The sequence below is a fragment of the Tropicimonas sp. IMCC6043 genome (assembly GCF_004146235.1).
GTDB lineage: Bacteria > Pseudomonadota > Alphaproteobacteria > Rhodobacterales > Rhodobacteraceae > Tropicimonas.
Genome location: NZ_SELO01000071.1, coordinates 1 through 11985, shown reverse-complemented (window position 1 = coordinate 11985; position 11985 = coordinate 1). Strand labels below are relative to the sequence as shown.

Below are 11985 nucleotides of genomic sequence, written 5' to 3'. Positions count from 1 at the left end.
CGAGGCGAGTCTTTCCGAGAGGAATATGTGGCGATAGAACCTTCTGAAGGCTGGCAAGAGCGTGGACTTCCAAGGGACCGTTCCTTTGGCGAGGTCGAGTCCCTCATCAGAATCGCTCACGCCGGTCTCAGCCACACCCAATTTACCCGCGTCGTGTAGTGTGGAAACACCCCCGTCGCAGTCGCCAATGCTCTGTTGTATATGCAAAAAACCCAGATCAAGACAGCGAAATCAGCGGATTACTTGGGGAATGCGGGAGCAAAGGCGACGTTCGATGAGTGGAAGAGTTACAAACCTGAAAAACGTTCTGGGCCAGGTCCACGAGAATCATCGTACCCTTCATGCTCCGTCCTCTCCTGCACTCGTGGCCGCATAACCACGATCTTGGCACTTTGCGGTGCCGTCCGGGGAGGACGGCAACCACCCCATATCCCCAAACGGGAACGTCGCGCGCCGAACGCGCTTGAAGAACTCCGAGGCAACAGCTACCAAGCGTCAAACACTGAACACTGGAGCGTTCACTAGCCAGGTGTGCCTTCGCTGGGGATGGACGGTGCGTCCCAAGTCCGGAAGAAATGTGGGGTTGCGTTCCGGCAATCCACACGACAAATGAAGTCGCCCGTGGGGAAGCTGGGCAACAGGTATCGAATCTGGAGCTAATTCATGTCAGGAAAGAAAAAGGCGCTTGTTACCGGAGTGACCGGGCAGGACGGCGCCTACCTCTGCCAATTGTTATTGTCGCAGGGGTATGAGGTCCACGGCTTGGTCCGCCGTAGTGCCTCTGCCGACGTCATCGATTCTCGCCTCCGCTGGTTGAATATCGTCTCCGATATTCAGGTTCACGACGGCAATCTGACCGATATTTCGGGGCTAATTCGCGTTGTTCGGGAAGTGGAACCAGACGAGGTTTACAACTTGGCTGCGCAGTCCTTCGTGAAGTCCTCCTGGCAGCAACCACTGCTCACAGGCAACGTGACCGGTCTCGGGGCGGTCAACATGCTGGAGGCAGTGCGGCTGGAAGCGGCAGACGCTCGTTTCTACCAGGCCTCGTCTTCCGAGATGTATGGAGCGATTCAATCGCCGATCCAAAATGAGAATACACCGTTCTATCCCCGCTCGCCCTACGCGGCGGCAAAGCTCTACGCCCACTCGATGACGGTGAACTACCGCGAGAGTTTCGGGATGCATGCCTCATCGGGAATCCTGTTCAACCATGAATCGCCACTGCGCGGGATCGAGTTCGTGACGCGGAAGATCACGGACGGCGTCGCCCGCATCAAGCTCGGGCTTCAGCACAAGATTGCGCTCGGTAATCTCGATGCCACTCGCGATTGGGGTCATGCGCGCGACTATGTCCGCGCCATGTGGTTGATGCTGCAGCAGGAAAAGGCCGACGACTACGTCGTGGCGACTGGGCGGACGACCTCGGTGCGCGACTTCTGCCGCCTTGCCTTCGATCATGTCGGCCTGAACTTCGAGGATCACGTCGTGGTCGATCCACGTTTCTTTCGTCCGGCGGAAGTCGACGTGCTGCTGGGCGACCCGTCCAAGGCCCGAGAGAAGCTGGGTTGGGAGTCGGAGTGCCCGCTGGAACAACTCGTGTCCGAGATGGTCGAAGCGGATCTCGAGCGCATCGGCAACCGGACCGGGCGCTGACGGCCGTGTCCGTGCCGTACCGGATCCTGATCCTAGGCGCAGGCGGTTTCGTCGGGGGCTACCTGAGGCACGCACTTGAGGCGCGGTTCGCCGGTGATGCCGAGGTCGTCGCTACCTCGCACGCGGGAAATGCCGCAGGAGGTACCCGATCGCTTGACCTGACCGACGAGGCGGCACTCGACGCGGCGCTGGCTGACATTCGCCCGACGCACGTGATCAACCTCGCGGGCATCGCCTCGCCCGTGTCGGCGAGCAAGGCGCTGGCTCAGGCGTGGTTGCTGCATGCCACGGCGCCGGAGGCGCTGGGGAGGTTGGTTCTCCGGGCCAATCCGGAAACATGGCTGTTTCATGTTTCCTCCGGCCTCGTCTATGGGCGCAGCGCGCTTTCCGGCAAGGCCCTGACGGAAGAGATGGTGCTGGCGCCGATGGATCCGTATGCCGTGACCAAGGCCGCGGGCGATCTGGCGATCGGGGCGCTTGCGGGCGAAGGGTTGAAGTGCTTGCGCCTTCGGCCCTTCAATCACATCGGTCCTGGACAATCCGAGGATTTCGTAGTGCCAGCCTTCGCGGCGCAACTCGCCCGAATCGCCTCTGGTAAGCAGGATCCTGTGCTTCGCGTCGGAAACCTAGAGGCTGAGCGCGACTTACTCGATGTGCGCGACGTGGCGGAAGCCTATGCGACGCTGGTGGAGCAGTCGGATGCGCTGGTCCCGGGCGAAATCTTCAATATTTCGTCCGACAAGGCGACGCTGATTCGTAGCGTTCTCGATGCGCTGATCGATATCTCCGGCCTCGATGTGAAGGTCGAACTGGACCCCGCTCGTCAGCGTCCGAGCGATCTGCCGAGCATTCGCGGATCTTCGGAGAAGCTTTCTTCGATTACCGGGTGGTTCCCGCGTTATTCCATATGGGACAGCCTGCGAGATGTCTACTTGGAGTTGAGTTCTTGATTGGTTCGTTCGAAGCAGAATCGTCATGACCTCGAGCACGAAGCGCCACAGCACTTGCGGGAAGACACTGCTTTTTTACGGAAAGCCATCTGGTTCCGAAAGTTGTCGGCTGATACCGGCAACTGTGTCGGAAGCAAGGAAGTGAGGGTGAAGAATGATTGATCGGGATGAGGTGATCTGGGCCTACCGCGAATTGCTCGGCCGCGAGCCGGAGAGCGCCGACAGGATCGAACAGATGAACTGGCGGTGTCACGGCAACTCGGGGTGGTCGGCAGCACCTTCCGAAGGCGGCCTCAGGCCGCAATGATCTCACGCCAGTCGGCAGATGCCCTGGCGCGGAGGGTCTTCAGCGTGCGGCGGGAAATCAGATGGCGTTGGACGTTGAAGTGGTTTGTGATGGCGGCGTGGGAAGAGAGGATTCGCTGTGCCGATCCGGGGGACTTGAACCGAATTTGCTGCCGCTCTCGGCGCCGGGTCGGCTGATGCGAAACCTCTGCTCGGTTGTTGGAACGCCCGCCGGTGACGTGCCGGTCGGCCAGATCCAACTAGCGCAAGGCGGCGCCGTAGGACCGAAGATGGTCCGTCACGATCGCATCAGGGGCGTAGCCTTGCCGCTTCAGCAATTTCCTCAGTAATTTCAGGGCTGCTCTTCGATCCCGCTTTGATTGAACGAGCACATCGAGGACCTCTCCCTCGTCATCGACGGCGCGCCAGAGATAGACGATCTTGCCGCCGATCTTGAGAAAGACTTCATCCAGGTGCCAACGACCAGTAGGTCGTGGCCGGCGCCGGCGGATCCGCTCGGCGTAGATACCGCCAAACTTCAGCGCCCATCGCCGAACGGTCTCGTAGGACACATCGATTCCCCGTTCGGCGAGCATGTCCTCGACATCGCGATAGCTCAGCGCAAACCGGAAGTGGAGCCAGACGGCATGCTGGATGATCGCCGGCGGGAACCGGTGGCGGGCGTAGGAAAGTTGGCGCATGCAAGCCCATATAGTCAGGCTTGCTCGATCGCCAACCGGTTAATGTGACAGCGCCGGCTGGCCCGAAGTTCCGACGACGACCGTTGTCGGTGGAGGGGCCGGGAATCTGAGACTTTTCGTCGACGCAGAGCACCACAGCTCGCTCCGGCGGATCGAGGTAGAACCCGACGATATCGGTGACCTTCTCTTCGAACATCGGATCGTTGGAGACCTTGAAGCCCTTCGTCAGGTGCGGTTTCAGACCCGCCTCAGCCCATATGCGGCCGACGCTCGACGGCGAGATGCCAACCGCCTCGGCCATGGTGGAGCGGCTCCAATGCGTAGCGTTCGGAGGGGGCTCCTGCACCGTCTTGGCGATCACCTTCAGGCGCGTTTCCCGAGGCAGCGGCGGCACCCGCGACGGCCTGGTCTTGTCGCGCCTGAGGCCGTCCACGCCTTCGTCCAGGTACCGCTCCTGCCAGCGCCAGACCGTGGGCTTCGAAGTCTTTGCGCGCCGCATGATCTAAAATGTGCCATGGCCGGCCGCTGTCGCCAGAACGATCTCAGCTCGCCACACCAACTTGCGCGCCGTGTTGCGGTCGGTGACCAAGGATTGAAGTTCGGCTCGGTCATCAGGGCTCAGGTACAGGCAGATGTCATCGCGTCTCATGCCCCAACACTGACGCAGATCACAACCGATGGGAATCTTTCGTCAGGTGGCGAACACTAGCGACCAATTGCAGGAAACAGAAAAAGATCAGTCAGTATACCTCAGTCATTAACAGATGCTTTGCCCTCGTCTATAGCTCAGTTATAAACTGAGGATGAGGCTCATGCTTGAATACGACCACATCGCTGAAAAAGCGGAGGTTATCTACCATCTGGCAGCAGTGGTGAATGCTGCTCTGCTCTCAGAAGACATCGGTGTTGATCGCGCGCTCTCGGCCGCAGAGGCGTTCAGAGCAATTGGGGTCATGGCCTATTCCTGCGCGACTACCATCAGATTCATCATGTATGCCGAAACAAGCCAGAATGAGCCGCCCGAAGCCCAATAGGCCACATACCAGCCTTCGAACGAGACGCAAATGAAGACACTGAGACATTCGGATTGGGGCGATGCCCTCGGGGTAACGCGGGCGGACACAGAAAACTGGATCCGGCGCCCGGAAGTCACCCTCCGCACGAGGCTCTTGCCGACCGTTCCCGGCAGAGCACGGGTGTATACGAAAGACAATGTGACCGAGTTTGCTCTCATCGGAGCCCTGTCCAAGATCGGCTGCCCTATCGATGATGGGGCAGCCTGGGCGGAAGTGATCATGGATGAAGCACGCCGACCGTCCGGAGGGCAGGGGGAATACCTTGTTTTCCCCGCAAAGGACTTTGGCAATGGTGGAGTAGTGAATGAACTGGTTCCGAACCAACTTTCCGCGCTTCACGACGCTTCGCCCAACTTGGCAATTGTCAGCATCAGGGTCGGCGCAATACTCCGTAAGGTGGATCAGCTGTTCCAGGATGCAGGAACGAAGACAGGAAATTGATTGAAAGTGGCGTTCCGATGACCGAACTAGAGAGGTCCATCTTTCTTGAATTCTGCGATGAATGGGCCGCGAGAACCCGCAAGGTTCAGCGCGCCACCGGAATGTCTCGCAGCGCGATAGAAAAGGCCATGAAGAATGGCGAATTTCCGCTTCCCGTCATGGAAATGAACGGCATGCCATACTGGCGGCTTGGCGACCTTGTGCGCCATGATCTCGGGTGGGCCTAAGACATGAGACGTCTGCGCCCCGCAATCCGTAAGTCCGACCTGTCGCCCGCCTTCGAGGCCGCAAAGGCTGCAGGGTATGACCATGTGTCCATCAAAGTGGAAGGTTGCGACGGCCTCCGGTACGAGATCACAGCAAAATCCGTCGGCGCCATTGCGAATGCCGACCCGACCCCGCTGGACAAGTGGAGGGCTACCCGTGCCGCAACCTGACCTACCCAAGGGGGTGCATCGCGTCCGCCGGAGGCTGGCGAGCGGTAAGAGCCGCTATCACTTCTACGCATGGCGTGGCGGCCCCAAATTTTGGGAAGATGGCCACCGGAAACCGCGCGATCCGGCATTCTACCAGGCGTTCGCGGAAGCCACCGCGCGCCCTCAGCCGGCCGACTACATGACTCCCCAGATGGTGGACGACTTTCTTTCTAGCACCGCCATGCCCAAAGGCGAACGGTCGAAGTCTGACATCAGGAAATGGGGGCTGCGCTTCGCGGAACACTTTAGAGATGCGCCCGCCATTATCTTCGAGGAGCGCGGCGCGCGCGGTGAGGTGAACGCATGGCGGGCACTCTGGAAGCACTCGCCAAAGCAGCATGACATGGCAGGCACCCACGCCGTCCGCATCCTCAATTGGGCGGTAGAGGAGGGCAAGCTGTCCGAACATCATTGCCACAAGCTCCACCGGCTCTATGAGGTGGACCGCTCGGAAATCGTCTGGACCCAGGCTGACCGGGAAGCCTTCAACGCGGTTTCCCCGGAATGGGTGCAGCGCATTCTCTGTGCCGCCTGCGAAACCGGCCTTCGCCCGGCTGACCTCATCAAGCTAACACCGGCACATGTCGAGCAGACCCCTCGCGGCCGCCGCCTGCGCGTCAGGACGAACAAGCGCAAGCGGCTGGCTCATATTCCTATCACGCCCGCCCTGGCTGAGGTGATCGACGCAACACCGCCCGACCGGATGCTGATCCTCACGAATGCTACCGGCAATCCCCTGACCCCGCACCGAGCGTCCGAAGGCGTCCGCCAGTGGCGGGATAAGGCCAAGCTGTCTGATGATCTGCGCCTATACGACGCTCGCGGGACGGCTGCAACGCGGCTGCTGAATGCGGGCCTGTCCCTTGCGGAAATTGCCAATCACATGGGCTGGTCTATCCGCTATGCGGCGAACGTGATCGAGCACTATGCCCGTGTCTCGCCCGACGAAACCGACGCAGTTCTGCTCAAATTGGCCCAAGCGAAAGGGGGCGCAGCATGAACATAACTGTAAACGCACATGTAAACGGTGAAACCCGCGCAAGCACGGGTGACGCGCAAGTCATTGAAAACATGTGGAGGCGAGTACCGGAATCGAACCGGTGTACACGGATTTTCAAGCCGCACACAAAACAAAAAATATAGTGAAAACAACAATATATCATATCAAAGAAATACTGTGCATAAAAATGTGCACAAACATACTCGAACGCACTGGCTTACTCCAATCGACGCTCCGCCTTGCCCTTACGAAAGAGGAGGGTATGCTTCGTCGAAGCAGAGGCTAGGGGCGCATCCAAGGATCGCTTGCTTGCAGAAACGACAGAATCTCTCCCAGCGCTCACTTTTGGATGGTCTAAGGAATGTACAAAAGCCTTCAAGTTTCTCTAATACCTGTTGAGCGGCGCGGCGAAGCCTTCTTTACGGACCCTCTTTGGGCGGTGGATTTAAATGCCAGTATTGAGCAGCGTGGAGGAATGCATCTGATCTGTCCAGTTCGCGAGCCTACGGATAGTGGTCTAACCAAAATTGATCCTAGGGCTGGCATTACAAGTATCGAAGATTTGGAGGATGGCAAGCTGCGCCAGCTCCTGGAGCATTCTGATATCCTTGAGATTCCAGGAAACTTTGGATGGACTACATCTTCAGTATCGCGGCGCGCCCTAAGGTACTCTAAGAAATATGGCAAGGTTTCAGTGCTTGGGATATCTTCAAACCGTGCTAAAACAAGCATAATGAACGCCGCGAGGAGCAGCATACTTGCTCAGGTAAAGGCGCGCCTTAGGGCTTTAGATATTCGTCTCACGCAAATTTTTCTTGCACGGAATTGTTCTGGCGTAAGGGTTGTCGGAAAAGGATTGGTATCACTTGTTGAGGGGCATGCAACCTCCCTGCTCGTCGAAACTGCAAGTTGGGTTTCTAAAAAAAACTTTGAGATAGAAAGGCCGCGAGAGCACGAGCCGCCGAGAGTTTCGCTAATATCTCGATTGGAGCCAATGAAAGGTGTAGACATTGGAGTGCGAGCGGCGGCGAAGATGTTGAGGGGTGGAGAAAAAATTGAGCTTCGGATAGCTGGAGATGGTCCAGACCGCCATAGATTGGAGGCGCTAGTGGGTGACTTGGAGATCTCCGAAAGCGTTCATTTTCTGGGGTGGCTTTCATATCCTAATGATTATTTTTCCTTGATGCGTGATACAGATGTTGTTGCCCTCACTAACCTCAATGACGAGCAGCCAAGATTGATCTTTGACGCGATTTCACGAGGGGCGATACCTATTTGTCCAAATACCAACGCCTATTCTGGAATCGGCTTGGCTCCCGAATTGCTTTATAAGCAGGGCGACGTTGATTCGCTTCATGATGCTCTTCAAAAAGCGATTTCCATGAGTGCCGATGCAAAGCAAGACCTGCGAGATTCTTTGGCGTCTATGGCGGATAGTTATACGATTGAGGAAATGCACTTAAGGAGGGATGAGTGGTATAAATCATTACTTAAGCGTACGTAAGGTGGGGATTCTGAAATGTGTCTGGATCTAGAATGTTGATTGAGTTCGAAGAGTATGTACTGGATATCGCTATGGAAGTCTCCAGATCTTTGGGGGATACTCTTGAGGTGTCATCGACGCGTTGGATCAGTCGTCCGATTGGCAAGGGGCGAGTTAAGGATGCAACTTTGGCGTTCTACGTAGATGGCAAGAGACGCAGTGATGACATTGTTCTCTTGATCTCGAACCCGTCGTTTCCCAGTGTTGTCCAAGCTGATGTTGCCCAAGCTCGCGAGATCGCGGTGCGGGTTAGTCATCGTGTTGGCTGTCACATTGCCATGCCCGTTGTAGAAGGAAGGTTTGGGAAACAAACGTACGCTGCATTTACTAGGCTAAGCCCGCTCTCAGACTTTCGCTTGGTGAAAGCTTTCCAGAGGCGTAGGGCGGGAAGCGTAATCCTTCCCTGGATAGTTGAGTTGGCGAAGGAAACGAGGCAGTATCCTAGTACGCCTTCAGATATTGAACGCTATTTTGTGCAGCCTCTTGTATCACTGCGCGATGATGAAGCCTTATCAGGCAGGGTGAGAGATCGTGCAACTGAGTATCTTGGGGTTGTGCGCGGTGAGAGAGTGAGCCTGTTTACCGCTGCTCAGCACGGTGATTTCTGGATTGGCAATGTGTTCTTTGTTAGGAGGGCGTTTCCGAGGATTAACCCCGTTTTGGGGGACTTTACAGTAATTGATTGGCGGGGATCCCGTATGAATGGCTATCCTTGCGTTGACTGGATGAGGCTGTGCTCATCCCTGTTCAAGGTGGGGTCGAGTAGTAACGATAGGCTTATCTCAGCATATCAGAGTGCTTTGGGGATTTCGGCGCTTGAATTTCAAGTGTACTGTTTTCTGGCGCTGGGAAGGCTTGGTGAGGAGTTGGATCAGTTTCCGAAAGAGAGATACATTGCCATGTGCGACAAGGCATTGGCATTTATTGATGCGCACTCTCGTTCGGAATGAGCGGCGAAATGGACTCTCTCCAAGAGGGGTGCGTGCGGTCCCTATCGCAAAGTGGAGAGTCGGCAAGTGGGCGGTGAAGAAGCCGCTCGCTTTGACGGGTGGGTTAGCTTATTGATCTCAAGTGCAATCTGCTGTCGAAGTCCTCAAATGAGCTCGATTGCATTCCGTAACTTGTTCTCGTTGAGGTCGATATAGCGCATGGTTGTGTTCAGATGCTTGTGGCGCGCAAGGGCCTGGATGACGCGAGCGTTGACGCCCTTGTCAGCCAGCTCCGTCAGGAACTGACGGCGCCCGCTGTGCGAGCTAGCACCCTTGATGCCTGCAAGCGTGTAGAACCGTGCGAACAGGTTGACGATGGTCTGGGCGCTGAAGCCGCCGCGCTTGGCACTGAAAAAGAGTGGGGCATCTCGCTTGCTGGTATGGCGGGGGTATGCTGCTGCGTAGACCGCGAGCGCTTTGCTGAGCTTCTTGCTCACCAGCACCGTGTTCGCTTCGTCGCCCTTGGTCTGGCCTGCCGTCAAGAAGATCGTGTCGCGCACCTGCCCATCTGCTCCATACACATCGCCCACTTTGAGCGCGGCGATCTCGCATGCGCGGAGGCCAGCAAAAAAGCTGAGAGCGAAGATTGCATGGTTTCGTGCACTGTAACGGTGGGCGTCGATGAGCGCGCTGACACGCTTCTGCTCCGCCTGGGCTAGTAGCTTGGCCTGTTTCATGTCTCACCTGAAATGTGTGGTTCTGTCAGAAGTCATTATAAATCCGCACATTTTGCAAAACGATCGAAAAAGGCCATCAAGCTAAGTTGTTGCAATCCAAGGAGATTCAGCCAAGATGTTATGGTCTACTGATTTCCTAACATCTTTGCCACCACTGTTTCCGTCTCTGCCACCGCCGCAATCCTGTGCTGCTCAAGCAGATGCTCTTCAAGCATGCTTCTGACCTCGCTCAGTATGCGAATATCGCTGTCCACCAAGTTGCCAAGCTTTTTGCGCTTGAGGTGCGCCATGGCGATCTTCACCTTGACTGCGTTCAGGCAGTTGATTGCGACTGGAATAGAAAAGTCACCTTTCTTGTTCTTCTGGACCGCAAACCAGCTCTTGCTGCGCCAGCACCAATCCCTGCTGAACTCTTCTGCGGTTTCCACAAGCGAATGCTCATGTAGTTGGTCATAGACCTTCTCCATCAATGTCATCATGGATCTCCTTAATTGTCTTCTTGGTTGACTGTCTTCGCCGACCTTCGTATGCCGCTGCTTCGCATCAGCAGCTGCCATCGCAAATCACTTCGCTGTCGCTTCGCATTTGCTCGACAGCAATTTTTCAGAGTTCTGGCTAAATCCTATAAATTGATCTAGGGTTTTACGCAGAGCCAATAGATCACGCCTATCTTGCGGCGTGATCTATCAGTTAGCTTTACGCGTCGCTTATAGGCTACACTCACCAAACCACATGGGAAGAGCAGGTTTTGCTATCATCTCTATTACAGGGGCATCATACGCACGTGCTGGAGCTGGTGTAGCGAAGCTTGATCCAGCACGATGACGGGTACTGCTGAGCAGCGTGTCGTTCCGTCTCACAATTTTCTCATTTTCACGCATCACTGCGCTACAACCTTTACGACAACAGTAAGCACGGTTCCGCATAGGCGGTGTGCTTTGGGCATCCTGCGCGCGGTGGCAGGGTAGACTGTTGAAGCGCATAACTGACAATGCGTTGCTTACCGTCTCACATCAGAACGGGTTCACAGCACGATAACAACTGGCGTGCCAACCTTGTGGTCAGTTTGTCTTAGCAGGTGGCAGAAGCCTTAGCCTGCAAATTTATTTATCTCCTTGCCGCGGATGGTGCGTGGTTCCCTGAGTACTTGGGCTTTCTTGGTTTTGACGGCTCTGCGACACGAACAGGTTTCACTGGTGGCTTTGGATCAACTTCAGTTTCGCGGCGCTGTGCCTGTCGCCGTGCGGCTGTACTGTCTTCTCTCAGCTGTTCGTGCAAATGGCTAATCTGCTCGCTTAGTGCCGTGAGTAACAAGTTGGCGGTCTCAAGGCGTTCGCGGCGACTATAGCGCAGACTATCAGTTGAAAGTCTATTTAGGCTGTTTTCAAGTTTCCGCAGGCTCATTGTCTTCTCCTGCCATTATTTAGCATGAGCGGGCTAAGGAGTATTTCGAAGGCACTGATGCTAGGCGGCCAATGAGGTGTCTGTTAACAGACATTCCAGGCGGAGGAGCGGTCTACTTGCTGCGAAGCGGGAAGTGGCCGTTGCCGACATTCTCCACGTAATCGTTGGCGGCTGATAGGTATCTATTGAATGCCATGATCTGCCGCCTGCGCACCTCTTGCTGAACATCACTGTACGGCAGGTCTGCGCGCTTAAGGCTTTCGATGGTTTCGCCGTTTACGACCCTGTTCACGTAGATTCCTGCAAGCTCTGCCTGCTCATACTTTTTCTTGCGATGTTTGTGTTCGCTCCAAGTGTCCCAAACGGCCAGCGTCTGGTGCAGTGTCGACAAACGAACGCTGGCGGCAACAGGATATAGTGCGCGGCTCTTATTGCGTGCGGCTGATACCTTGTCCTTATGATCTTCCAGGAGTGCACGTAGGCTCTTTATGAGTTGCGGCGAGCGGACTTCCAAGGGAATTGACACATTTAGTGGCCTGCCCCAATAGGGTGGTCCGGTTTCAGTCTTAGTGCATGACGGGTCTGGGCGCTACGGCTGGTGTGGCCGGCGTAGCTGCGCCGGATGGCGAAGCCGGCCACTGCACGACCTTTGGAGCCGGGGGGCGATATCCCAGCGATGAGTGCGGGCGCTTCGTGTTGTAGTGATGCCGCCAACTCTCGATGACGATCTTCGCCTCGGCGAGGCTGTAGAAGATCTCGCCGTTGAGAAGCTCGTCCCGCAGCTTCG

The 11985-nt window shown here is 56.3% G+C and carries 13 protein-coding genes, 1 tRNA gene and 2 pseudogenes; 9 read left to right on the top strand and 7 right to left on the bottom strand.

What is annotated here, in order from left to right:
- The first annotated feature begins 663 nt into the window (after window positions 1-663).
- The 3 genes from gmd to EU800_RS27050 all read left to right on the top strand — a co-directional run bounded on the left by gmd (window position 664) and on the right by EU800_RS27050 (window position 2913).
- Window positions 664-1656 carry a GDP-mannose 4,6-dehydratase gene (gene gmd / locus EU800_RS24555; RefSeq protein ID WP_129636120.1) on the top strand — a complete coding sequence of 331 codons (993 nt, stop codon included), beginning with the start codon at window positions 664-666 and terminating at the stop codon, window positions 1654-1656.
- Between the two features lie 5 nt (window positions 1657-1661).
- Window positions 1662-2606, top strand: coding sequence for an NAD-dependent epimerase/dehydratase family protein (locus EU800_RS24550; protein ID WP_165354837.1), 945 nt, complete (start codon window positions 1662-1664; stop codon window positions 2604-2606).
- Between the two features lie 154 nt (window positions 2607-2760).
- Entirely contained in the window at window positions 2761-2913 is a 153-nt protein-coding gene (locus EU800_RS27050) for a hypothetical protein (protein WP_165354836.1), read from the top strand.
- On the opposite strand, the pseudogene EU800_RS24545 reads toward EU800_RS27050, so the two are convergent.
- Both EU800_RS24545 and EU800_RS24540 read right to left on the bottom strand, forming a co-directional pair.
- Window positions 2900-3592: pseudogene (locus EU800_RS24545) on the bottom strand (IS6 family transposase). The gene EU800_RS27050 and the pseudogene EU800_RS24545 sit on opposite strands and share 14 nt — an antisense overlap.
- Before the next feature lie 61 nt (window positions 3593-3653).
- Window positions 3654-4091, bottom strand: a pseudogene (locus EU800_RS24540) (helix-turn-helix domain-containing protein); the annotation flags it as partial.
- 313 nt (window positions 4092-4404) lie between these two features.
- Here EU800_RS24540 and EU800_RS24535 point away from each other — a divergent pair.
- From EU800_RS24535 to EU800_RS24520, 4 genes are all read left to right on the top strand, one after another.
- Window positions 4405-4626: a hypothetical protein gene (locus EU800_RS24535; RefSeq protein ID WP_129636118.1), complete on the top strand. Its 222-nt coding sequence runs from the start codon at window positions 4405-4407 to the stop codon at window positions 4624-4626.
- 30 nt (window positions 4627-4656) lie between these two features.
- Window positions 4657-5109, top strand: a complete 453-nt coding sequence (locus EU800_RS24530) for a hypothetical protein (protein ID WP_129636117.1) — start codon at window positions 4657-4659, stop codon at window positions 5107-5109.
- A gap of 17 nt (window positions 5110-5126) precedes the next feature.
- Entirely contained in the window at window positions 5127-5336 is a 210-nt protein-coding gene (locus tag EU800_RS24525; protein ID WP_129636116.1) for an AlpA family transcriptional regulator, read from the top strand.
- Between the two features lie 196 nt (window positions 5337-5532).
- A complete protein-coding gene (locus EU800_RS24520) occupies window positions 5533-6585 on the top strand; it encodes a tyrosine-type recombinase/integrase (RefSeq protein WP_242500817.1) in 1053 nt (350 codons plus the stop codon).
- A gap of 74 nt (window positions 6586-6659) precedes the next feature.
- On the opposite strand, the gene EU800_RS27045 is transcribed toward EU800_RS24520, so the two are convergent.
- Window positions 6660-6767 (bottom strand) — tRNA-Phe (locus EU800_RS27045).
- A 179-nt stretch (window positions 6768-6946) separates the two neighbouring features.
- Between EU800_RS27045 and EU800_RS24515 the strand changes: the two genes are divergently transcribed.
- Both EU800_RS24515 and EU800_RS24510 read left to right on the top strand, forming a co-directional pair.
- The gene (locus tag EU800_RS24515; RefSeq protein ID WP_129636115.1) at window positions 6947-8089 is read left to right on the top strand and encodes a glycosyltransferase; all 1143 of its coding nucleotides are present in this window, start codon (window positions 6947-6949) and stop codon (window positions 8087-8089) included.
- Window positions 8090-8121: 32 nt separating this feature from the next.
- Window positions 8122-9078 (top strand): hypothetical protein, encoded by a 957-nt coding sequence (locus EU800_RS24510; protein ID WP_129636114.1) that lies wholly within the window; start codon window positions 8122-8124, stop codon window positions 9076-9078.
- A gap of 143 nt (window positions 9079-9221) precedes the next feature.
- Here EU800_RS24510 and EU800_RS24505 read toward each other — a convergent pair whose 3' ends face one another.
- From EU800_RS24505 to EU800_RS24490, 4 genes are all read right to left on the bottom strand, one after another.
- Entirely contained in the window at window positions 9222-9794 is a 573-nt protein-coding gene (locus EU800_RS24505; RefSeq protein WP_129636113.1) for a site-specific integrase, read from the bottom strand.
- Window positions 9795-9919: 125 nt separating this feature from the next.
- Window positions 9920-10351, bottom strand: coding sequence for a DUF6626 family protein (locus EU800_RS24500; RefSeq protein ID WP_129636112.1), 432 nt, complete (start codon window positions 10349-10351; stop codon window positions 9920-9922).
- A gap of 959 nt (window positions 10352-11310) precedes the next feature.
- Window positions 11311-11724 carry a hypothetical protein gene (locus EU800_RS24495; RefSeq protein ID WP_129636111.1) on the bottom strand — a complete coding sequence of 138 codons (414 nt, stop codon included), beginning with the start codon at window positions 11722-11724 and terminating at the stop codon, window positions 11311-11313.
- 40 nt (window positions 11725-11764) lie between these two features.
- Window positions 11765-11985, bottom strand: a 221-nt coding sequence (locus EU800_RS24490) for an integrase core domain-containing protein (protein ID WP_129636110.1), incomplete at its 5' end; no start/stop codon positions are given.

Excerpts from the sequence above, each read along its gene's own strand:
- gmd (WP_129636120.1), top strand. The coding sequence starts at position 664 with ATGTCAGGAAAGAAAAAGGCGCTTGTTACCGGAGTGACCGGGCAGGAC.
- EU800_RS27050 (WP_165354836.1), top strand. The coding sequence starts at position 2,761 with ATGATTGATCGGGATGAGGTGATCTGGGCCTACCGCGAATTGCTCGGC.
- EU800_RS24535 (WP_129636118.1), top strand. The coding sequence starts at position 4,405 with ATGCTTGAATACGACCACATCGCTGAAAAAGCGGAGGTTATCTACCAT.
- EU800_RS24530 (WP_129636117.1), top strand. The coding sequence starts at position 4,657 with ATGAAGACACTGAGACATTCGGATTGGGGCGATGCCCTCGGGGTAACG.
- EU800_RS24525 (WP_129636116.1), top strand. The coding sequence starts at position 5,127 with ATGACCGAACTAGAGAGGTCCATCTTTCTTGAATTCTGCGATGAATGG.
- EU800_RS24515 (WP_129636115.1), top strand. The coding sequence starts at position 6,947 with ATGTACAAAAGCCTTCAAGTTTCTCTAATACCTGTTGAGCGGCGCGGC.
- EU800_RS24510 (WP_129636114.1), top strand. The coding sequence starts at position 8,122 with ATGTTGATTGAGTTCGAAGAGTATGTACTGGATATCGCTATGGAAGTC.
- EU800_RS24505 (WP_129636113.1), bottom strand. The coding sequence starts at position 9,794 with ATGAAACAGGCCAAGCTACTAGCCCAGGCGGAGCAGAAGCGTGTCAGC.
- EU800_RS24500 (WP_129636112.1), bottom strand. The coding sequence starts at position 10,351 with ATGGCAGCTGCTGATGCGAAGCAGCGGCATACGAAGGTCGGCGAAGAC.